Below are 22,208 nucleotides of genomic sequence, written 5' to 3' on the forward strand. Positions count from 1 at the left end.
TAAAAGATTGCTTGAAAGGTAAGATTTGGCCTTAACTTTGTTCCGCAACGCCACTATAGCCTGCTCCTCTATTCTCTTATGAAGTCTTTAGTTCGATTCACGCTTCTCTTCGCTCTTATTGTTGTTGGTAAGTTGGCAAAGCAGTCCGATGCAATACTTAACACAGCAAAAGTAGAATCAGCAGATAATCCGATTACAGTTAAGCCAGTATCTTTCAATCAGCAGGCTGCCAAAACAGAGAATAGCCGACTGTGGCACACAATGAGCCCGGTTGCTAGTTCAGCGAAGAGCTTCTAACAGTTCAAGTAAGCGACTCATACGAGTCGCTTTTTTTATGCTTTCCGCCTCCATCAACTAATGCGGCTCCAGTTCACGGCTGTAGCAGGAAGGCCCTCAATATGCCGACGAATATTTTCATTGTCGGGATGATTGAGGCCCGGGTCTTCGTTGATGAGTTGCTGTGCCGCTGCTCTCGATTCCGTTAGTATCCGACCGTCCTTCGCCAAATCGGCAATCAACAAGTCTAGCACGCCGCTTTGTTGGGTTCCCATCAGGTCCCGGGCCCGCGCAATTTCAAGTCGATGTCGGCAATTTCGAAGCCGTTGTTGGTACGCACCATCGTTTCAATCCGCGTGCGCGAGTCCTTGCTCAGCTTGTAGCCCGACATGAGGATGCAGTAGCTCTGGTCGGCACCCCGGCCCACACGACCCCGAAGCTGGTGTAGCTGCGAGAGCCCAAACCGCTCGGTGCTCTCAATAACCATAACCGAGGCATTAGGCACGTTTACGCCAACCTCGATTACAGTAGTAGCTACCATGATTTGCGTTTCGCGCTTCACGAACCGTTGCATTTCGCTGTCTTTTTCAGCGGCGCTCATGCGACCGTGTACGATGCTAATTTGAAACTCTGGAAAGGCTCGGGCGATACTCTCGTAGCCATCCATGAGGTCCTTGTAGTCGGCCATGGCTTCGCTTTCCTCGATCAGCGGATACACGATGTAGACCTGCCGACCGAGGTTAATTTGGTCGCGCAGAAACCCGAATACCTTGAGGCGGTTGGAGTCGAAGCGGTGGACGGTAACGATTGGCTTACGACCCGCCGGCAACTCATCAATCACCGACACATCTAGGTCACCATACAAGGTCATGGCCAAGGTGCGCGGAATAGGAGTGGCTGTCATCACGAGCACGTGGGGGATGATGTGCGGATTCTTCTGCCACAATTTCGAGCGTTGCGCCACTCCGAAGCGGTGCTGCTCGTCCATGATAGTTAAGCCTAAGTTCCGAAACTGCACCACGTCTTCGAGCAAAGCATGAGTGCCCACCAGCATATGCATCTCACCGGAGCGCAACTGCTCGTGCAGCACGCGGCGGTCGGCGGTGCGCGTGCTGCCCGTGAGCTTACCGATCTTAATACCAAGTAAGTCCGCAAACTGCTTGAGCCCGATGTAATGTTGATCGGCTAGGATTTCGGTGGGGCCATAAGGCAGCTCTGCGCACCGTTGTCGGCGGCCATGAGCATGCTAATAAAGGCCACAATGGTTTTGCCCGAGCCCACGTCGCCCTGCAGCAAGCGGTTCATCTGTTTGCCGGTGCAAAAATCTTTGTAGATATCGTGGATAACCCGCTTTTGCGCACCGGTAAGATCGAAGGGCAGCACGTTCTTGTAGAAATGCACCAGCGTGGGCACTTCCTTGAATATCTGCCCGGCTAGCTCCACCTTACGCTGGTCGCGCTGACGCAACAGCTTAAGCTGCACGTAAAACAGTTCTTCGAACTTCAGCCGGAACCGAGCGGCTTGCAGTAGCTCTGTGCTTTGCGGAAAGTGAATTTGCTGGATAGCAGTAGCCTTATCCATCAGCCCATACTGCCGAATCAAATCCACCGAAAGTGTTTCGTGGATATGAGGCAGTGCCAGCTTCAGCAGGTCGGCCACCATCCGGGCAATAGCCTTGCTATCAACGCGGTGGTAGTTCTTGAGCTTCTCCGACGTGTTGTAAACCGGTTGTAGGTAGCTTTGACCAGCTTTCGCTTCCGTTACTTCCTCCATTTCCGGGTGTGCCATCTGAGGCCGCCCATTGAACATGGTGGGTTTGCCGAATACGATGTATTCCTGGTGGTTCTTGATGACCTTTTCCAGGTAGTTTACGCCCTTGAACCACACCAAATCAAGCTCACCGCTGGCGTCAGCTACTTTAGCCACCATGCGCTTCTTAGGGCCTTCGCCCACCACTTCACGGTTGCGCAGAATGCCCTTCACCTGCACGAAAGGAAGGTCGTCGTGCAGGTCGCAGATATTGTAGAACTGCGTGCGGTCGAGGTAGCGGAACGGATAACGCTGAATCAGGTCACCGTACGTGAACAAGTTCAGCTCCTTTTGGAGGAGCTGCGCTCGTTGCAGCCCTACGCCGCGCAAATATTCAATCTTGGTTTGAAAGAAATTACTCAAGGGTAAATGGCAGAATGGCTCACTGGCTAAAAGATTGGTTGTTCCAATAAGAGAAGCAACTGCAATCCTTCAGCCATTCAACAATTTGACCTTCTACTGATACTTCAGCGTGTTAATCAGTTGAACTATATCTTTTTTGACATAGTCAATTACTGGAGCTAGCGAATCATTGGCAGTAGCCGTTCGGAAATACAAGGCCCCGCGGAAGAAGTGCTTGGTGCTATCCGTGGTGTAGAACTGCATCTGGCTAGGTACTTCCCCCTGCAACTCGAACACCGCTACGCGCAATCCAGAAGGAGTTTTCAATATATTCTCATCAATAGCAGTGGCCTTCACTTCGTGCTTGCTTGTGAGCTTGCGGGCATCTTCCAGCATTTTGTTGTACAGCTTCTGATTGCCTTTCAAGTCAGAATAAGTGATTTGCACACTAGCCTTCAGCGCCGGATAGTAAACATTGATCCAGTGCGGCTGCGCTAGATAGGAAGAGTCGCGCAGTACTTTTGCGTAGCGCGAGTACTGGAACGTGTAGGGGTGACCCGACGCCAACTGCTGGTAGCGATGAGGCGGCAAGTCGATGCGGTTGTAGCCCTTGGGTTTGGGGTATAGTCGTCGGAGCCCGGCGAGGAACAGGCGGGTACCACCAACAGCAAGGTCAACAAGGCAAGTAGAATACGATAAGCAGGCATTGGCAGCAATGCAAATATGTGTCTCAAAGGTAACGCGAAACCCTATCCTTACAGCAACAACTCCGAGCACAGAGCCCCTAGAAAAGCAAAGCGTCCCTCAAACTCCTCTTGAATAGTAAGCAAGTTTGTAGACCACAAAGCAAATGCTCCTTTGCGAAGTCCGCTACAAGATTAAGTAACACTTCTAAAACGCAAAAAGCTCTGGCAAAATGCCAGAGCTTAAAATTGATGCTAAGAAAGCGTATTAGAAAGGCAACTGATCCAGTTCAGGCTCTTGGCGGAACGTTTGCGGTGCAGCCTCTACTGCGGTTGCAGTACCATTCGTCTGAACAGGTCCATCGCCAGCTTGCGAGCGGCCACCTAGCATGGTGATTTCATCGGCAATGATTTCGGTGATGTAGCGGGTCTGGTTCTCCTTGTCTTGGTATTGCCGCGTACGAATTTTGCCTTCTACATACACCTGCTGGCCTTTTTTGAGGTATTTCTCGGCCATTTCGGCTAGTCCTCGCCAAGCAGCTATGTTATGCCATTCAGTTCGTTCAACACGAGTGCCTTGTTTGTCTTTATAGTATTCGTTAGTAGCCAGCGTAAAATTGGCTACACTGTTTCCACCTTCTAGGTGACGCACCTCAGGATCCTTGCCTAAGTTGCCAACCAAAATTACTTTGTTAATGCCTGCCATTGCGTGTGAATGAGAGAGTTAGGTGCTTGTATTTAAGTTTAAAGATATTAAAATAGTATCTGATTACCAAATTTATTAGTAATCATTTCCAATTTTTGTTAAGATAATTAGCAATTATAATCGGCTTTGGTAATCGCTCTGTCTGATCAAGCGTAAAAGCTGCCAATCCTGATGTTTGTAAAGCTGCTTCCGACAATGGCTCGCGCAGCCACACAGGGTGAAACTTCGCTTCCACCTTCTGATGACTAAGCACGTGGCGCATAGCATGCACCGGTTCTTCTGCATTATCGGTGACCAACTGGCCACCGAGTGCCTCCACGGTATTTAGAAGTTCTATGGCTGGCAGTTCAGCAACAGTTTTTTCCGTTAGTGCAAAGTCATACAAGCCTTCCCAAATATCTTTTGGCCCGCGCTTACGCATATACACTGTATCTGCGTGACGTAGTACGAGGTAATGGAAATGGCGCGTGCGGCCAGCTTTTGCCTTGCTTTTGATAGGCAACTCGTTTACCATGCCGTGCTGAAAAGCATAACACTGGTTCTGCAACGGACAAAACAAGCAATCTGGATTGATGGGCGTGCACTGGATGGCCCCAAACTCCATAATGGCTTGGTTGAATTCGGCGGGGCTGATGCAGGGATTAGCTGGTCGGCTAACACTTGGAAAACTCGCCGACTGGCGGGAGCCGCAATGTCTTGCGTGAGGCCAAACACCCGGGCCAGCACCCTAAACACGTTGCCATCAAGCACAGCCACTTTCTCATCGAAAGCAAAAGAAGCAATAGCTGCTGCTGTGTACTGACCGACTCCCCGCAGTTTCAAGAGTTCAGCATACGTCTCTGGAAAGCGGCCACCGTATTCGTTGACCACTTGCTGCGCCGTGTGGTGCATATTGCGGGCGCGACTATAATACCCAAGGCCTTGCCAGTGGCGAAGCACCTCATCTTCGGGAGCCGCGGCCAGCTCTTGAACTGTTGGATACGTGCTGATGTATGTGAGGTAATAAGGAAGCCCCTGCTTAACGCGGGTTTGTTGAAGAATCACCTCGGACAGCCAGATGGCATAAGGGTCGCGGGTATGACGCCAAGGCAGGTCGCGACGGTGCCGCGGGTACCATTCCAAGAGAGCAGTTGAAAAGTAGGGATGAGCAACAGCAGCAGAAGACGAAGTCAATGTTTTGAGAAAGAATTAGTTGGACGTAAGTAAGGAGATAAATTTCATAGCGGGTACTACTATTGCAAAACCAAAAAAGGGAACTACCTTTGTGGCCCCAATTCGCAAGCAAACAGCCTACCAGGCAAGGGCTTACGTTTGGGATTGGGTAATAGACCCAGCACATATTTTTCACACCATAGTACACTTACCAGCGTGACTAAAGCAGAAGTAATCGCCGAAATTGCCGACAAGACTGGCATTGAGAAAGCTGACGTTTCGGCTACCGTAGAAGCCTTCTTTAAAGTTGTGAAGGACTCGATGGCTGAGGGCAACAACATCTACGTACGCGGCTTCGGCAGCTTCGTAAACAAGAAACGTGCGAAGAAAGTCGCCCGCAACATCTCAAAAAATACGTCGATCATCATCGACGAACACTTCATCCCGAGCTTTAAGCCGTCGAAGACCTTCATTGGGAAGATCAAAAACAGCAAGAAGATTAAAGCGCTAGCCAACGCTTAAGCGTCATTGTCGTAATATTGCCGGCTGCGCCGCTGGGTTTCCTAGTCCGGAGACCCGGCGGCCTGCTTTTTCCACATGGCCCAACGTACCTTTTCGCATCAGCTTATTCTCCTGGCCGTAGCCGCAGCGCTAATAGCTGGCTTATTTCTGTTGCCAAAAGTGATTGTCAAGCCTAAGGAAGGCAAAGGGGAGTTGGCGCAGGATGCCGCCAAAACTGCTACTCGTGATGGAGGTGGCCCGAATACTAATGGCTCAAAGGCTGTCGCCTCTTCTGGCGAACAGGAACAAACAGCCAACGGCCCATCGCTAGAGCAGCCACACATGTCGGTAGCTCCTGCGCAACGCCGCGAAATCAACGCCCTCACTGCCCAATATACTGCCGAGCGGGACCCAGTTGCTAAGCTTCGAATAGCTGGTAACTTGGCAGACAAGTATAAGGCAGCAGAGAAGTTTGATAGTGCCGGTTACTTCTTGGAGCAAGTGGCGCAGGCCCGGCCAGGTGAGCAAACGTGGAAGCGGGCTGCCGATGCTTATTTCGAGGCATTCAGCTTTGCAACCACGCAAGAGCGCCAGAAAACTTTGGGAACTAAGTGCCAAGAACTCTACGGAAAAGTGTTGAAAAACAATCCGGAGAATCTTGATGCTAAAACCAACTTGGGTATGGCGTTCATGGCCAGCGAAAATCCGGTTCAAGGAGTGGTGCTGCTACGTGAAGTGTTAGTGGCCGACCCGCGCAACGAGAAGGCCATTTACAACCTGGGTCTGCTTTCTATGCAAAGCAACCAGTATGATAAAGCCGTAGAGCGTTTTCGGGAACTGACGAAGGTCAATCCTGAGAATGTGAACGGACAGTTTTACCTCGGCGTTGCTTTAGCTCAAACCGGAGCAAATGATGCCGCTAAGGTTGCCTTTCAAAAGGCAAAAAGTCTGAGCACGGACCCGGGCCTCACGGCCGCGGTGGACGAGCAGCTTCAGAAGCTTCAGTAAACCGCTGATGGCTGATAGTAGCGTGTTATGGATTGATGAGAGGTTGTTTGCCTCTACATCGGTTCCTAATACACTACCATCAGCCATCGGCAAATAAACCATCAATCAACCATTTAACCCATCACAACATGCCCTGCGGTAAGAAAAGAAAGCGTCATAAGATTGCCACTCACAAGCGGAAAAAGCGTCTGCGCAAGAACCGTCACAAGAAGAAGTAAGCCTTCGGGTTTGCTGGCGAGTTTTCTTGCTAGAAAATATCGTCTATCTCTCATTTTGTATCCCCGAGAGTGGCTGTTTATTCGCTTTCCCCGAGGCTTGCAAGGGAAGCCGGTGCTACGTGCACCGGCTTCCCTTTACCGGTTTCGGGTGCCGCGAGCCATCAATCAGGAGTACCTAACAACCCAATCCATTGAGTAACGAATTAATAATTAATTCTACTCAGGAAGGAGAACGGATTGCCCTGCTCCAGGACAAGCGGCTCATCGAATATCATTTCGACCGCAACGACACCAATTATTCGGTGGGCGACATCTTCCTGGGCACGGTCAAGAAAGTTATGCCCGGTCTGAACGCCGCGTTCATTGACATCGGGTACGAAAAGGATGCGTTTCTGCACTACGGCGACTTAGGCGAGCAATTTCCTTCGCTTAGCAAGTGGGTGCGGGGCGTACAGTCGCAGAAAATTACGGTAGGCGCACTGAAAACTTTTGGTCTGGAAGGGCCATTGGATAAGGTGGGCAAGGCTGCCGATATACTCAAGAAGGGCCAGCAGATTGTGGTCCAGATTGTAAAAGAGCCAATATCAACCAAAGGGCCACGCCTCTCCACGGATATTTCCATGGCCGGCCGTTACTTAGTGTTGGTGCCGTTTTCGAATACCATCAGCGTCTCGAAGAAAATCGTGAGCAAGACGGAGCGGGAACGGCTAAAACGGCTAATTGCTTCTATCAAGCCCGACAACTTTGGCGTCATCATCCGAACGGTGGCCGAAGGGCGGGAAGTGGCCGAACTGGACCGCGACATGCAAAGCATGACCAGTAAGTGGGACCAGCTATTTACCGCTTTGCGTACGGCTAAGCCAAACGACAAGGTACTAGGTGAGTTGGGTCGAACCAGTTCCATGCTGCGCGACATGCTCAACGAGTCGTTTGATGCCATTACGGTGGATACCCCGGCTCGGTATGAGGAAATGCGTGGGTATTTAGAACAGATTGCCCCAGATAAAATCGGGCTGCTCAAACACTACACCGGAAAAGTGAAGGTGTTTGAGCACCTCGGAATTGAAAAGCAGCTTAAAACACTGTTTGGCAAAACTGTGACGGTACCCGGCGGCGGCTACTTGGTAATAGAGCATACAGAAGCCCTGCACGTCATTGACGTGAACTCGGGCAACAAGAGCAACCAGGAAAGTGACCAAGAAGCTACGGCTTTAATGGTGAATATGCTGGCTGCCAAAGAAGTAGCGCGGCAGTTGCGGCTGCGCGATATGGGTGGCATCATCGTCGTCGACTTTATTGATATGAAGTCGGCAGAGAGCCGCAAGAAGGTGGAAGATGCGGTTCATAGCATCATGAAGCTTGATAAGGCTCGCTACACCATTCTTCCGATTACTAAGTTTGGGTTGTTGCAAATCACGCGGCAACGCGTGCGCCCTGCCGAAAATATCGTCACGGGTGAGGCTTGCCCAACTTGTGGCGGCACCGGTAAGATTTCCGCTTCGATTCAGGTAACCGACGAAATCGACAATAGCATTGAAGATTTGTTGGTGACGCAGAATCAGGCGGGTATTACGTTGTACGTGCATCCCTTCCTGCACGCATATTATACTAAAGGGTTGGTATCGAAGCAGATGAAATGGTATCTGAAGTACTACAAGTGGATCAAAGTAGTGAAGGATACGAGCCTCGGCCTAACTGATTACCGTATCGAGGACGAGCAAGGTGAGGAAATTGAGTTGCACTCCGCTGCTGCTGCTATGGCCCGTTTGCAAGACCGCGAAATTGAAATAACTGACTAACGGAAACGTTCTGCGACGACTCCTCCTGACAGAAGAAAAGCCCGCGTTGCTCGAAGCAACGCGGGCTTTTTCCCGTTTTCAAGGCAACACGTTTTAAAACTTGATGCCCAAATCAAGAGCAAATTCACTGTTTTTAAGCGTTACATCAGAGAGGTCACGCTCATCTTCAAAGTAGTTGTCGATGTTGAGTAGGCCACGGTGGTAGCTTAGACCAGCGAAAACCTTGGTACTTTGTCCCAACTGGTATTCGGCGCCGAAACCTAACAATACGGCAGCATCAGGGAGAATAACGTAATCAAGAGCCTTGTTTTCATTGCCAGTAACCGGATCAGTAAAGCGCTTGTTTCCATCAATCTTCCCGGCAATAGCGCCACCTAAAGAGCCACCTAATTGAAAGTAGAGCTTTGTATCAGTGGCCACGTCATTGGTGAAGAGCTTGACCGTAACGGGTATTTCTAAGTATTGAATTCCAATTTTTTGCTCATAGCGTTTTTGGTCGGATTCATTGAAATAGCTGATAGTGCCGCCTTTACCAACCAACTGCAAGCCTGTGCTGAAGGCATAGTTTTGGCCAAAGAAATAATCTACTATCAGGCCTCCACCAATGGCTAGTTTGCTGCTTTCATTTTGAAAGCTGGACGCTGAGGGCGATTCAGTGCGCAGATTGGTGACAGAAGGCGAGAGTTTCAGGCCGATTTCAACTTGTGCCGAAGCGGCGCCTGTTGAAGCTGCCACTGTTAGTAGTGCTAGAAGTAATTTTTTCATGGACAATCTGAATAAACAGTATGGCTTACTAAAGCGAGGCCGTCTGGCGTTTGGTTTTAGGCTATTTTCGCCTCAAAGATAGAAGCGTGTTCTACAATCCTACTTATATGCGTCCCATCCTTGTTGCTCTATTAGGGTTCGTTTTAGTATTGCTCGCTGCATGCAGGCGGGACCAAAATACCTGTGAACTTAACCCTGAAGTAGCTAACGTAAGCGCCCCGGTAGAGTTGGAGCGGTTAGAAAAACCATTTTTTCAAATTAAAAATAGTGCCGACGCCAAGCGCTTCATTACGCAGCATCCTTTGTTTGCCAACCAGTTTTTGCAGCGGCGGCAATTCCCTACCGACGACGTGCTAGCCGGCACGCTCACTCGTTTAGCTACCAACGCGGGCCTGCAACAGCTCGGCCGTCAAACCGATAGTACCTTTCAAGAATCTGAAAAACTGAAAAGCGAGCTGCAGCGCATGTTCCAGCACATTCGCTACAACTTTAAGGATTTTCAGGTGCCCCCTGTCAAGACTTTCGTGACGGGGCTGAGTCAGGATATGTTTGTCAATGATAGCCTGATGGTGCTAGGCTTGGATTTCTTTGTAGGTCCAGATGCCCGTTACCGGCCTAACGTTCCCGATTACATCTTGCGTCGGTACCGACCCGAGTATGTATTGCCCACGGCTGCGTTGGCTATCAGTAGCAAATACAACAAGAAAGAACTGACCAATCAGACCATGCTTTCGGACATGATTCAGTTCGGTAAGTCACTTTACTTTGCTGAGCAAGTGCTGCCTTGCACACCCGATTCTATACTGATTGGCTATACCAACAAAGAGCTAACCGGAGTGTATTTCAATGAAAGCAAGGTGTGGGCGCATTTTCTGGACAAAAAGCTGCTCTACACTACGACGCCCTTTGTAGTTCAGAAATACGTGGGAGAGCGGCCTAATATTCCTGAAATTGACAAAACGTGCCCGGGTCGGGTCGGTGCTTGGTTAGGCTGGCAAATTGTGCGCAAGTACATGACCAACAACCCGAACGTGACATTGGCGCAGCTGATGGCCGACAAAGACGCGCAGCATATTCTCACTGATTCACGCTATCGGCCTAAGCCACGAAGGGCAGAACGGTAGGGGATAACTATGTAGAAGAATGGGGTGATATGTTGTCTTCCAGCATGCAGACTACTTTCTTCTGCCCTCGCAACTCATAATTACTCTTACGTGCATATTGCCGTCTTCAGTCAGTACCACACTAACCCCGACTGTCCGGCGACAAGCCGGCATTATGCATTGCTAGCGCATATTGCCCGTACGCACCGCGTCACGCTTATTACCACACGCACTTGGGAGCGGCAGCGGCTGACACAAGAGTTTCCGTGGCTGCCAGAGGGGGTAGAAATGCGTGCTGCTGTAGTGCCTTATCATAACAAGATGGGTGTGCCGCGCCGAGCGTTGGCTTTCGGGCAATATGCAGCTTATGCCCTGCGCGAAGGGTTGCGAATAGATAAGCCCGACGTAATTTGGGGAATCAGTACGCCCTTGACGGCGGCTTGGGCCGCCGCTCAGGTGGCTCGTTGGCGCCGAATACAGTGGGTATTTGAGGTGCAGGACTTGTGGCCTTCGTTTCCGGTAGCCATGGGAGCGGTGCCTAACAAGTGGGCGCAAAAGCAGATGTTCTCTGTAGAAAAAAGCTTGTATCAGTCGGCTCGTCATATCCTGCCGTTGTCGCCGGGTATGACTGATTACATACGCCGTTTAGGAATTCCCGAGGAGAAGCTAACTACTGTGCTCAACGGTACTGACCTCGACTTGGCGGCCCGTGCCACCGATAGCGCTATAGCTGATTTACGTCAACAGCTTCAGCTGCAAGGTCGACGAGTTGTTCTGTACGCAGGCACCTTTGGGCGAGCTAACAACATCCCGATGCTGGTGGCTGCTGCAGTAGCCCTGGCCGCTAAGTGTCCAGAAGTTGTTTGGTTGTTCATGGGGCATGGCTACGACGAGCCTCTGCTGAGAGAAGCCGCTATCAATCACTCCTATATCCGCCTAGTGCCTCCGCAACCGCGTCATGCGGTATTCACATGGTTTAAGTTAGCTGATGTATCTGTGGTGTCGTTTCTAGGAATGCCTGTATTAGATGCAAACTCCCCAGCTAAGCTCTACGATAGCTTGGCTGTGGGCACTCCTGTAATCATTACCAATAGCGGCTGGACGCGCGACTTGGTCGAAAGCAATAAATGCGGATGGTACTCTCCAGCCGACAACGCAATTGCTCTAGCGGAACAGTTACGCAAGCTGTTTGAGCATCCTCGACAGCTGCGTGTAGCAGGTGAGGCCGGCCGAGAGTTAGCTGCAAACGCCTTTGACCGTCAGAAAATAGCGGCTATTATGCAGGATAGGCTCGAGCAAGCTATTACATGAAAAGAACAGAGGAGAACTGTTGTACTGGCAAGAACTAGTTTTATACTAAGTTGTGCTAGTTGGCGTCTCGTTTGTCTTTATTTAGGGCAGTAAGGACGGTTTTTGGGTTACAGCCACGTTCGTTGCGTAATATTTGCACCAACTTGTGAGAGGACAAATAGCGCATTTAGGCTGACGAGCCACGCAGATGTAGCGGCCATGTAAAATCAGCCAATGGTGCGCTTTCGGAATCAATGTTTCAGGGATGTGCTTTACTAGGGCTTTCTCTACAGCAAGGGGAGTAGTAGCAGTGCGAGGAACCAAGCCTAAACGGTGTGACACCCGAAACACATGTGTATCCACGGCCATGGCAGGCTGGTTGTAAATCACGGATACCACTACGTTGGCCGTTTTGCGACCCACGCCCGGTAACCGCTGCAATTCTTCGATGCTGCTAGGCACTTCTCCCCGAATTCGTCAGTCAGCAGTCTACCAAGCCCGGCTAAGTGCTTCGCCTTATTATTCGGGTATGAAACACTTCGTATGTAAGGAAATATGTCTTCGGCAGTAGCAGCAGCCAAATGAGCTGGCGTTGGGAACTGCTCGATTAAAGCAGGCATTATTTGATTGACACGCTTATCGGTGCATTGTGCACTTAATACCACGGCTACAATAAGCTCGTATGGATTGGTGTAGTGCAACTCAGTTTTAGGCTGCGGAAAATTGGTGGTGAAGTAATCTATGAAATTGCGAAAGCGCTCAGTAGTACGCATGGTAAAGTAGCAAAGGCAAGGAACAGCTGAAATAATGGGCGTCCGGCAAAGAGGCAGGAACAATCAGTTAGTACCTAGAATAAAAAAAACGGAACACCACGAAGTTACCGCATGGCAGGCTTCGTGGTGTTCCGTTTTTTTATTCTAGGTGCTTAGCTACCCAGGTACTTGTTACGCCGAGCGTAGAAAAGTACGTGAATACTGTAAAATAGCGTCGGTGCTGCGTTGGCGCGGCGCACAAGCCAGAGCATCTAGCGTGCGTTGTGCCAAAAGCAGATCGGCACAGGCGACGGCCAACTCAGGGTCATGCGCCAAAGCTTGTTCTACTTCCTGCTGCTCATCAGCTGGCAATTCGTTGTACACGTACCGGAGCAGCTTCTCGTTGGGTAAGGTTTTGATCATAGAGAGTTGGTTGTACGGCCATCTTCTTCCGAAGGTTGATCAGCGCATAACGCATCCTTCCCAGCGCAGTGTTGATACTAACCCCTGTCGCGTCGGCAATTTCTTGGAAGCTCATATCGCCGTAGTGGCGCATCACTAGTACTTCCTTCTGAGCCGCTGGCAGATCCTGTATCAGTTCACGGAGTCGGGCGTAGGTTTCTTCCCGGGTCAGAGCGGATTCCACACCCTCCTCGGCATGCGAGAGGGTATTGAAAGCATGGCTCGTTGTGTCGAGGTTGAGCAGCGGGCTGCGCTTCTCGCGACGGAAAAAATCAATGGCCAGGTTGTGAGCAATTCGGCAGATCCAAGAAGAGAATTTTCCCTCTTCGTTGTATCGACCACTTTTCATGGTGTGAATAGCCTTGATAAAGGTATCCTGCAGCAAGTCATCGGCCACGTCCTCATCACGCACAATCAGCATGATGGTGGTGAAGACGCGGGCTTTATGACGTTCGAGCAATTGCGCGAAGGCTTCTTCTTTGCCGGCAATATATAGTGAAATCAGAGCGGAGTCGCTCGGCTGCATGGTTTCCATAAAGGCTACGAATAAGGGAACGTAGAGCTTCAAACCATATTGCGTGATTACCGGTGAATTTTCTTAGATGAACGAAAGATGAAGATTTCCTTCTGTACCAAATGTAGAGAACTGCCGGGGCAAACACAATGCCTAACCAGTGTTAGTTGAAAATATTTTTTCACATTGTGAAACCTTTTTATATAGAATATGAAATCAACTATGTTCTGTTGCGCTAGATTAATTCCTTGCAATTACCTGCGCAGCTTCCTGCGAGGGCTAATATTGTATTACACTAATTAATGTATGCAAGCTCATTACGCTTTGTTTGATGACCCGTATGAGCTTGCTAGCGTGCAGTATAGCCAATATTTAATGCTCAGCTGTTTGTTAGTATTAGGTAAGCAAACAGTATTTAGTAGTGGAAATCTTACTCTATTGTAAGCTTTAGAAAAATGGCCATATGATGGAAGATTCGCATTTAGACGATACGCTGATATTGCTCGGGAAAACGCTCAAACAATTATATGTAAATACGGTAAAACCCTATTTAGCTGATTTTAAGAAGTGGCTGTTCAACTTCTGCGGGCTCGAGCAGTTTGCTCTTTACAGGCGAATAGCTGGAGGTATATCCAGTGGTACTTTGTAGAAGAACCACCGCGACCTGAACTCGGAAACTAGGAACTCGTTTTAGAGCCTAGCCTTACCTTTAGGGTCTTAGTTGCTCGTTTCCAATCCATGCCCACTGCTTCTGCTACTCCGCGCCACGACCCCTATGCGGCTTTGCGCTTACCAGAGTTCCGCCGCTTTATTTCAGCCCGCGCGTGTATGACGCTGGCCACTCAAGTACAAGGAGTGGCTGTGAGTTGGCAGATGTTCAAACTAACCGGTGATCCACTTGCCTTGGGCCTGATTGGTTTAGCGGAGGCTATTCCTAGCATTGTTGTGTCTCTTTACGCCGGCCACCTTGCCGATTCGGTGCGTCGGAAGAATATTATTGTTGCTATGGTGGCCGTGTTGCTGTTGTGCTCGGTAGCGCTATGGCTGCTGGCTAGCCCGACAGGTTTGCCTCTCCTAACGGCTGGAATTAGTTTCCGAGTGCCGTTGGCTGGTCTCGTTGAGTTAAAAGCGTTGCCGCTCTACGCCGTAATATTTGTGAGTGGTGTGGCAAGAGGTTTCTTAGGGCCCGCTGTGTTTTCGTTTATGCCACAGCTTATGCCAGCTCGTGAGCACCTTGCCAACGCTATTACCTGGAATAGCACCACTTGGCAAACCGCAGCAGTAGTAGGACCAGCTATCGGTGGCTTATTGTTTGCGCACTTCGGTATGTCTGTCGCCTATGGCGTCGATATTGCTTTAATGGCTCTTTCGTTGCTGTTGTTTATCAGCATTGCCGGGCGGCCATTACCTGTTACAGAAGGGGAAAAGCTCAACTTGAAGGAAAGCGTTTTGAGTGGAATGCAGTTTATATTCCAAAACCAACTGGTACTGGCTGCTCTTTCGCTCGATCTTTTTGCCGTGTTATTTGGTGGAGCAGTGGCTTTGCTTCCTGTCTTTGCCGACAAAGTGCTGATGGTGGGGGCCGACGGGCTAGGCTATTTGCGGGCTGCGCCGGCAGTAGGTTCGGTGCTAATGGCGGTGTCGCTCACCTATTTTCCGCTCCGGCGAAAAGCAGGGCTTAAGTTGCTATGGGCAGTGGCAGGGTTTGGGTTGGCTACTATCCTGTTCGCTTTATCAAGCAGCTTCTGGCTTTCGCTGTTCCTCCTGTTTATGACGGGTGTCTTCGATTCAGTGTCAGTTATTGTCCGTTCGACTCTTATTCATACTTATACACCAGAGTATATGAAAGGTCGAGTATCAGCGGTCAACAACATCTTCATTGGTTCATCCAACGAAATTGGCGCCTTCGAGTCGGGCGTTACTGCACGACTATTGGGCGTGGTTAAGTCTGTGGTAGTTGGGGGAGCTATGACGCTGCTGGTGGTAGGAATAACCGCATGGCGAGCCGACAAGCTACGACGCCTTGACTTAACGCCAAAGCCAGTGAAAGCGTAGCCCCTTCATATACAAGTGGCACAAAGGCACGTATTGTGTTTCTATCCTAAGCGCAGAAAAAGCCCCGGCTGCCAGCGCTTGTATAGCGCAGCAGTCGGGGCTTTTTTCTGGTGAGTATGGCTAACGTCTAGCGACTAGCTTGCGGCTTTGTGGCTTGTACCTCGCGACTTATTTTGGCTTTGGCTGGAGAAGTACGTTTCACTGTAACAGGTACAGCACCTGGTTGTGTGGTGCGTGCGGCTATCCATTCGCGCATCAATTCCAGTGCCTTAGGTGAGAAAGTGGGTTGCTGCTCGCCATTTACGATGGCCCATTCTTCCTGCAAAGGTTGTAGCCAATGATTAACACCCGTAATCTTTTGGGTTTTAACGTCCCGGCTGTTATGTAGACCCCGGCGTAGCATAGCCAAGTTGCCACTGGCTTCTACCTGCAAATCATTGGTGCCGTTGAGGGCGAGTACAGGGCATTTTACGTCGGGCAACTTGCGCGCTGGCTCGAAGTCAATGAAGTAGCGGGACCAAGGGGAGGTGAGCTGAATAGCCCGGGCACGCGCCATGTGCGGATCGAGGTCGGTGTTGCCGTTGCGCAACGTGGAAGCCACTTTGCTCCGAGCTACCGCATCGTTCGGCGTCTGCCGAATAATATCAATCATTTCAACGTGTAGTGCCAATGCTGCTTTCACTTGCGCAGGGTTAGCACCAATGAGCCGCATGATTTCTAGCTGTTGCTGCACCAATACATGACGCCCGGGGAGGCCATAACCTGCCAATGATACCACAAAAGCTGGTTTGCCCACATTAGCATCAGCAGCTGCTAGTAAGGCTACGTTGGCTCCTTCCCCGTGTCCAATAAAGCCAACTTGCTCGGGATTGATAAGATTCTGACTGCGCAAAAAGCTCATAGCTGCCTGCGCATCGCCTACCATATCGATGGTAGTGGTGTTGAAATAACTGCCTTGCGACCTACCTACGCCACGGTCGTCGAAGCGCAGTACGGCGATGCCGCGGCGAGTTAGGTAATCGGCCAGAATGCTGAACATACGATACTCTTGCTCCCCAGCGTCGCGGTCTTGTGGACCCGAATCGGAGAGGAGCACGACGGCTGGAAAGGGGCCTGGCCCGGCGGGCACAGTTAGCGTGCCTGCGAGGCGCAGTTTGGCTGCTACATTGGTGAAATTGATGTCATCTTCACGGTAGGGAGGCGTCAGGCGCACTTTGCCCGAAGCAGCAGTAGCAGAGCCCGCCCGCTGCATTTCTAACGCTCCTGACAAACCAGGTTGCTTCCAGACGCCAGCTAGAATGGCTCCGTCCTTTACAACCTTGCCTTTAAAACTACTACCTGCCTGCTCGATCTGCAGGCTAAGGTCGTTGCCTTTCAAGACTACCTCTACCGGCATGCGGTAAATGCGCTGCTGCGGTACGTCGAGAGCAGCATAGTAAGTCCCATTGGTGAGAGGAACGATAGTAACAATGAGTTCGATTGTACCGCCAGGTACTTTTAATGGGCCACGCCATTGCCCGTTCAGCACTATGGGAGCACCTGCTATGGCGGGTAGTGTTACTACCATAAGCCAGAATAGAAAGAAAGTTTGTAAGCTTTTCTTCATAAAGTTTTATAATACAATACTTGAATCGACACCCAAAGAGATATAAAGCCGAAAATTACCAAATTACTAGCACTATATAAGTGTTCATGTTAGCCAAATAATTCAATATTATTAAATAAGTGCAGTAAGATACTGAAACACCATCTGTTGACTTAATAAAGACTTAACGGTTACCTTACTTGCCATCAGGACACGTTATTCTTTGTATGGTTAACTCAAGACTTCAACGGAGCAGCTTTTTCTGTTTGCTGCTAGTATTATCAGTGCTTAAGGGCTACGGTCAGGCAACTATTGAACCAATCAATCCTGAACAGTGGAAAGCGGAACTCCAAGCTTTCAGCCGGCAGGATAGTTTGCATAAGCCCCCGACAGCACCCTTGCTGTTTTATGGTAGCTCCTCCATACGGATGTGGAAGACGCTTGCCACGGATTTCAAAGGTCGACCGGTGTTAAACCGGGCATTTGGAGGCTCACGCTTTCCCGATGCTATTCAGTTGTTCGATAAGCTAGTAGTGCGTTATCGGCCGCGTCAGGTGATACTCTATGAGGGCGACAACGATATTGGAGCCGGTGCTACTCCCGCTCAGGTGTACGATTCGTTTCTACAGTTTGAGAAGCTGATGCGCGAAAAGTTGCCCGAAGCAGAATTGGTTTTTGTTTCGATCAAACCGAGCATAGCCCGCTGGGCATTGTATCCTAAGATGCAGGAAGCCAATTCTTTAATCAAGCAATACATTGAGGCGCATCCTCAGCGGTTGCGCTTCGCGGATGTTGGCAAGCCTATGCTTGGTCCTAATGGCCAGCCGCGCTCCGATCTATACGTAGAGGATGGCTTACACATGACCCCGGCCGGTTACGAAATCTGGACGCGGGTGCTGAGGCCGTATCTGAAGAAATAAAACGGGTACTTACTAAGCCGTATCAACGGCTAATCGGGCTTTCCGCAAGAAGGCGCGCCAACCTCCCGTTCGTCCCGCGTACCTTCGTTGTAGCAAACCGCACCCGCCGGAAACCAAACCCCCGGTTGTGGCTGTTACCCCGTCTATGGCCGAAAATTCTGCTTTGCAAATGGCTGCCCCCGCGGCCGACCCAATTGATCAACTCGATCCGCGCGAGTTTATCCTAATAAAAAATGCTCGGGTTCATAATCTGAAGAACCTGAGCGTGGCACTGCCGCGCAATAAATTCATTGTTGTCACGGGTCTATCGGGCTCGGGCAAGTCGTCGTTGGCATTTGATACGCTGTATGCCGAAGGACAGCGGATGTACGTGGAAAGCCTAAGCAGCTACGCCCGCCAGTTCCTGGGCCGGATGGACAAACCCGATGTCGACTATATCCGGGTATTTCGCCGGCTATTGCCATCGAGCAGAAAGTGAGCATCAAGAACAACCGCTCAACCGTCGGCACCAGCACCGAAATCTACGACTACCTGAAGCTGTTATTTGCGCGGGTAGGCCGCACGTATTCACCGGTTAGCGGGGACCAAGTGCGCAAAGACAACGTAGCCGACGTGGTAGACTACCTCATGCAGTTGCCCGCCGATACGCGGGTGATGCTGCTGGCTCCTCTGTTGCGCGCCGACGACAACCGGCCCATGAGCAAGGAGTTGGACTTGCTGCTGCAAAAAGGTTATTCACGGGTGGTAGCCAACGGTTCAACTGCTTTCATAGAAGAACTGATTGCCGAAGGCCAGCCTGAGGTAGAAGGTGACGTGTTCATCATGATAGACCGAGCCGTGATTCACCCCGGCGACGAGGACCTGATGTTCCGCCTTTCCGACTCGGTGCAAACGGCCTTCTTCGAGGGGCACGGTACCTGCATTGTGAAGCTGGACGACGAAACCCGCACCTTCTCCGACCGGTTCGAGCTGGACGACAAGGTGTTCGAGGAGCCGAGTGTCAACTTCTTCTCGTTCAACAATCCGTATGGTGCCTGCCAGACCTGCGAAGGGTTTGGTTCAGTGCTAGGCATTGACGAGGACCTGGTAATTCCCGACAAGAGTTTAACTGTGTACGAAGGCGCCATTGCGCCTTGGCGTACCGACAAGCAAAGTGAGTGGCTGAAACCGCTACTAAAGAATGGCATTCGTTTCGACTTCCCGATTCACCGGCCCTACAACGAACTGAGCGAAGCCGAACGCCAATTGCTTTGGAAAGGCAACAAGTACTTCGACGGTCTCGACGACTACTTTAAGTGGGTAGCCACGCAGACGCACAAAATTCAGTACCGCGTCCTACAAAGCCGCTACCGAGGCCGCACCACTTGCCCGACTGCCGCGGCACCCGTCTGCGCAAAGACGCACAGTACGTTAAAATTTCTGGTCAGAGCATCACGGATTTGGTGCTGCTGCCCGTAAGCCGGGCGCTAGAGTTTTTCCAGAACATGGATCTGGACGAGCACGACGCCAAAGTGGCCGAACGGCTAGTAACGGAAATCACCAACCGTTTAGAGTACCTGAACCGGGTTGGGCTAGGCTACCTTACCCTGAACCGCCTGAGCAGCACGCTGTCGGGTGGAGAGAGCCAACGCATTTCGTTGGCTACCTCGCTCGGTTCGGCGCTGGTGGGCTCGATGTATATTCTTGATGAGCCAAGTATTGGCTTGCATCCCAAAGACGCTGAGCAATTGATTGGAGTGTTGCGCTCCTTACAGCAACTCGGCAACACCGTGATTGTGGTGGAGCACGAAGAAAAGATGATGGAAGTAGCCGACCAGATTCTCGACATCGGCCCGAGGCCGGTAGCGGCGGCGGCAATCTGATGTTCCAAGGTACTTACGACGAGCTACTCAAGGATACTGAAACCTATACGGGCCAATACCTGAGTGGCCGCCTCGAAGTGCCCGTGCCCAAAGTGCGTCGCACTTGGCGCAATGTGTTGGAGCTAACTGGCGCCCGCGAAAACAACCTGAAAAACGTATCGGTGAAATTTCCGCTGAACGTGATGACAGTGGTAACGGGCGTATCCGGCTCGGGCAAGTCTACGCTAATACGGCGGATACTGGCTCCGGCGCTGCTCAAGCAGCTCGGTGGCGGTGCTGGCGAATCGACGGGTAAATTCGACCGGCTAACCGGCGTGAACGGACAAGTAACGCACGTCGAGTTTGTGGATCAGAACCCTATCGGTAAGAGCAGCCGCTCCAACCCGGTTACCTACGTGAAGGCCTACGACACTATTCGGGCGCTGTTTGCTGATCAGCCACTGGCTAAAGCACGCGGCTTTAAGCCTTCTCACTTCAGCTTCAATATTGATGGCGGACGGTGCGAAGTATGCCAGGGTGAGGGTCAGGTGAAGATCGAAATGCAGTTCATGGCCGACATCTTCCTGACGTGTGAAAGCTGCGGCGGCCGCAAGTTCAAGCAAGACATCCTGGATGTGAAATACCAGGACAAGGGCATTGACGAGGTGCTGGACATGACCATTGCCGACAGCATCACCTTCTTCCAAGGCCAGTCGAAGCTAGTGGAGCGCCTCAAGCCGCTCGATGATGTAGGATTGGGGTACATTCGCTTGGGGCAGTCGGCTAGCACACTGAGCGGTGGGGAAGCCCAGCGCGTAAAGCTGGCTTCCTTCCTCACCAAAGGCGCTACGCTGCAGCAAGACAAGATCCTATTCATCTTCGACGAGCCAAGCACGGGCCTGCACTTTCACGACATCAACAAGCTGATGACAGCCATGAATGCGCTGGTGGAACAAGGCAACTCGGTGCTTATTATCGAGCACAACATGGACATCATCAAGTGTGCCGACTGGGTGATTGACCTTGGCCCGAAGGCGGTATCAACGGTGGCCACTTGCTGTTCGAAGGTACGCCAGAAGAAATGGCGAAATTGAAGGACACCAACCACACTGCGCGATTCTTGGCTGAGAAACTGTAGCCGCATATTGCAGCAAAAGCAACGGCCTGACTAGTTTACTAGTCAGGCCGTTGCTTTATCAGGAAGGCACTAATTTCAGACGGTAGCTACTTGTGCTACGGGTTGTTTTGAGCGTTTGGCTTTGTAGCGCCGGCCCCACCAGATAACGGTGCCGGTAATGGGCAGGCTCGCGGAAATCAAACTCCCTAAGAACGCCACTATTTTGCCGCCGAAACCTAGGATTTGGCCGGTGTGCAAGTCATAGTTCATGTCGGAAAACTTGGTGCCGACGCTTTTGGTGGCATGAAAACGGGACTCCAGTAGCTGGCCCGAAGTAGGGTGGAAGGCGTACTCGTCGCGGTTGTAGTAATGAAGTGCCTTCTGATAGGTCCAGCAGAACGCGGGGGCTTTGCCTGTACCAGTTGGCCCAATGAGTATCATCTCGTTTTTAGGCGAAAGGCGGCGTACGCTACGATACACTATATCGGATAGCGGCTGGCTGGCTGCCGTAACAGTTTGCAGGGTGTCAAGATTGGTGGTCATTAGCTCCTGAGGAGCCGGTTTGCCACCATCAACTGCAAACCGAATCGTCTCCAGCATCCAAGGGTAAATCATGAACAGACCAGAGAGGGCCAGCACTAGCCCAACGCTAGCCGCGTAGAAGCCGAGCACATTGTGCAAATCGTAGTTGACGCGCCGCCAGCGGGCTCCCCACTTGATGGTGAAGCGCTGCTTACGCTCCTGCTTGCGTTTCGGCCACCACAGCACCAAGCCCGTGAGCATCATTACCACGAAAATAGATATGCTGATGCCTACCACCCATTTAGCTACCGCTTCTGGCAGCAGCAGGTGCATGTGGATTTCCTGAACGATGGTAAAGAAGTGCGTGCGTAGGTTTTGCTCCTTTAGTACTAGGCCCGTGTACGGGTTCAGGTACACTTGAATGGGCAGGCCGGCTTTGTCAACGAAAAACACAGTAGCCGAACGGTCGGGGGCAAAGTAGGTTATCCAAGAAGTTTCAGCGCCCACACCCGGATGGTTTGCCAGCGCGGCGGCTTGCAAACGCGAGGGCAGCACCGGCGCCGTAGCCTGCACTTCCACCTTGCGCCACGGTTCCGTCAAATCGCGAATATCATCCTGAAAGGTGAAGATGGCTCCCGTGATGCTCACAATAAGCACCACGAGCCCGGACGCTAGTCCGAGCCAGAGGTGCACTTTGCCGACAGCTTTCTTAAAGGTCATAGGAGAGAAACGCGGAAGGTGAAGAAACCGTGCAAGCGTCGGGAGCGGCGTAACGAAGTGCTAGCAAC

At 51.1% G+C, this 22,208-nt stretch carries 17 protein-coding genes and 3 pseudogenes; 9 read left to right on the plus strand and 11 right to left on the minus strand.

Annotated elements, in window-relative coordinates; all coding sequences use genetic code 11:
- Window positions 1–78: 78 nt before the first annotated feature.
- Window positions 79–297 (plus strand): hypothetical protein, encoded by a 219-nt coding sequence (locus MUN86_RS02185; RefSeq protein WP_245121174.1) that lies wholly within the window; start codon window positions 79–81, stop codon window positions 295–297.
- A gap of 53 nt (window positions 298–350) precedes the next feature.
- Here MUN86_RS02185 and recG read toward each other — a convergent pair.
- The 5 genes and pseudogenes from recG to MUN86_RS31585 all read right to left on the minus strand — a co-directional run bounded on the left by recG (window position 351) and on the right by MUN86_RS31585 (window position 4,989).
- Window positions 351–2,448, minus strand: a pseudogene (recG, locus tag MUN86_RS02190) (ATP-dependent DNA helicase RecG).
- Window positions 2,449–2,541: 93 nt separating this feature from the next.
- Window positions 2,542–3,204, minus strand: a complete 663-nt coding sequence (gene gldD / locus MUN86_RS02195; RefSeq protein WP_245121176.1) for a gliding motility lipoprotein GldD — start codon at window positions 3,202–3,204, stop codon at window positions 2,542–2,544.
- A gap of 174 nt (window positions 3,205–3,378) precedes the next feature.
- Window positions 3,379–3,816, minus strand: coding sequence for a single-stranded DNA-binding protein (locus tag MUN86_RS02200; RefSeq protein WP_245121179.1), 438 nt, complete (start codon window positions 3,814–3,816; stop codon window positions 3,379–3,381).
- A gap of 82 nt (window positions 3,817–3,898) precedes the next feature.
- Window positions 3,899–4,330 carry an NUDIX domain-containing protein gene (locus MUN86_RS31580; protein ID WP_311181773.1) on the minus strand — a complete coding sequence of 144 codons (432 nt, stop codon included), beginning with the start codon at window positions 4,328–4,330 and terminating at the stop codon, window positions 3,899–3,901.
- Window positions 4,324–4,989: an A/G-specific adenine glycosylase gene (locus MUN86_RS31585; protein WP_311181774.1), complete on the minus strand. Its 666-nt coding sequence runs from the start codon at window positions 4,987–4,989 to the stop codon at window positions 4,324–4,326. Before MUN86_RS31585 ends, MUN86_RS31580 begins: the two co-directional genes overlap by 7 nt.
- Window positions 4,990–5,184: 195 nt before the next feature.
- On the opposite strand from MUN86_RS31585, the gene MUN86_RS02210 reads away from it, so the two are divergent.
- The 3 genes from MUN86_RS02210 to MUN86_RS02220 all read left to right on the plus strand — a co-directional run bounded on the left by MUN86_RS02210 (window position 5,185) and on the right by MUN86_RS02220 (window position 8,494).
- The gene (locus MUN86_RS02210) at window positions 5,185–5,490 is read left to right on the plus strand and encodes an HU family DNA-binding protein (RefSeq protein WP_022825443.1); all 306 of its coding nucleotides are present in this window, start codon (window positions 5,185–5,187) and stop codon (window positions 5,488–5,490) included.
- 75 nt (window positions 5,491–5,565) lie between these two features.
- On the plus strand, window positions 5,566–6,477 hold the full coding sequence (locus MUN86_RS02215) for a tetratricopeptide repeat protein (RefSeq protein WP_245121182.1): 912 nt from the start codon (window positions 5,566–5,568) through the stop codon (window positions 6,475–6,477).
- Between the two features lie 409 nt (window positions 6,478–6,886).
- Window positions 6,887–8,494, plus strand: a complete 1,608-nt coding sequence (locus MUN86_RS02220) for an Rne/Rng family ribonuclease (RefSeq protein WP_245121187.1) — start codon at window positions 6,887–6,889, stop codon at window positions 8,492–8,494.
- A 93-nt stretch (window positions 8,495–8,587) separates the two neighbouring features.
- On the opposite strand, the gene MUN86_RS02225 is transcribed toward MUN86_RS02220, so the two are convergent.
- Window positions 8,588–9,259: a porin family protein gene (locus tag MUN86_RS02225; protein ID WP_245121189.1), complete on the minus strand. Its 672-nt coding sequence runs from the start codon at window positions 9,257–9,259 to the stop codon at window positions 8,588–8,590.
- A gap of 107 nt (window positions 9,260–9,366) precedes the next feature.
- Between MUN86_RS02225 and gldB the strand changes: the two genes are divergently transcribed.
- Window positions 9,367–10,383: a gliding motility lipoprotein GldB gene (gene gldB, locus MUN86_RS02230; RefSeq protein WP_245121192.1), complete on the plus strand. Its 1,017-nt coding sequence runs from the start codon at window positions 9,367–9,369 to the stop codon at window positions 10,381–10,383.
- A 90-nt stretch (window positions 10,384–10,473) separates the two neighbouring features.
- Entirely contained in the window at window positions 10,474–11,673 is a 1,200-nt protein-coding gene (locus tag MUN86_RS02235; protein WP_245121194.1) for a glycosyltransferase family 4 protein, read from the plus strand.
- Window positions 11,674–11,754: 81 nt separating this feature from the next.
- Here the strand turns inward: MUN86_RS02235 and nth are convergent.
- From nth to MUN86_RS02250, 3 genes and pseudogenes are all read right to left on the minus strand, one after another.
- A pseudogene (gene nth / locus MUN86_RS02240) lies at window positions 11,755–12,425 on the minus strand (endonuclease III).
- Window positions 12,426–12,596: 171 nt separating this feature from the next.
- Window positions 12,597–12,827: a hypothetical protein gene (locus tag MUN86_RS02245; RefSeq protein WP_245121197.1), complete on the minus strand. Its 231-nt coding sequence runs from the start codon at window positions 12,825–12,827 to the stop codon at window positions 12,597–12,599.
- Window positions 12,766–13,401: an RNA polymerase sigma factor gene (locus tag MUN86_RS02250; RefSeq protein ID WP_245121199.1), complete on the minus strand. Its 636-nt coding sequence runs from the start codon at window positions 13,399–13,401 to the stop codon at window positions 12,766–12,768. The genes MUN86_RS02245 and MUN86_RS02250 overlap by 62 nt, the downstream gene beginning before the upstream one ends.
- Window positions 13,402–14,118: 717 nt before the next feature.
- Between MUN86_RS02250 and MUN86_RS02255 the strand changes: the two genes are divergently transcribed.
- Window positions 14,119–15,435 (plus strand): MFS transporter, encoded by a 1,317-nt coding sequence (locus MUN86_RS02255; protein ID WP_245121202.1) that lies wholly within the window; start codon window positions 14,119–14,121, stop codon window positions 15,433–15,435.
- A 127-nt stretch (window positions 15,436–15,562) separates the two neighbouring features.
- Here MUN86_RS02255 and MUN86_RS02260 read toward each other — a convergent pair whose 3' ends face one another.
- A complete protein-coding gene (locus MUN86_RS02260; protein WP_245121205.1) occupies window positions 15,563–17,002 on the minus strand; it encodes an alpha/beta hydrolase family protein in 1,440 nt (479 codons plus the stop codon).
- Window positions 17,003–17,448: 446 nt separating this feature from the next.
- On the opposite strand from MUN86_RS02260, the gene MUN86_RS02265 reads away from it, so the two are divergent.
- Both MUN86_RS02265 and uvrA read left to right on the plus strand, forming a co-directional pair.
- A complete protein-coding gene (locus MUN86_RS02265; protein ID WP_245121207.1) occupies window positions 17,449–17,940 on the plus strand; it encodes a GDSL-type esterase/lipase family protein in 492 nt (163 codons plus the stop codon).
- 145 nt (window positions 17,941–18,085) lie between these two features.
- Window positions 18,086–20,919: pseudogene (uvrA, locus tag MUN86_RS02270) on the plus strand (excinuclease ABC subunit UvrA).
- Between the two features lie 75 nt (window positions 20,920–20,994).
- Here the strand turns inward: uvrA and MUN86_RS02275 are convergent.
- Window positions 20,995–22,140 (minus strand): PepSY-associated TM helix domain-containing protein, encoded by a 1,146-nt coding sequence (locus tag MUN86_RS02275; protein WP_245121209.1) that lies wholly within the window; start codon window positions 22,138–22,140, stop codon window positions 20,995–20,997.
- Window positions 22,141–22,208 lie beyond the last annotated feature (68 nt).

It is taken from the genome of Hymenobacter volaticus, assembly GCF_022921055.1.
Taxonomy (GTDB): domain Bacteria; phylum Bacteroidota; class Bacteroidia; order Cytophagales; family Hymenobacteraceae; genus Hymenobacter; species Hymenobacter volaticus.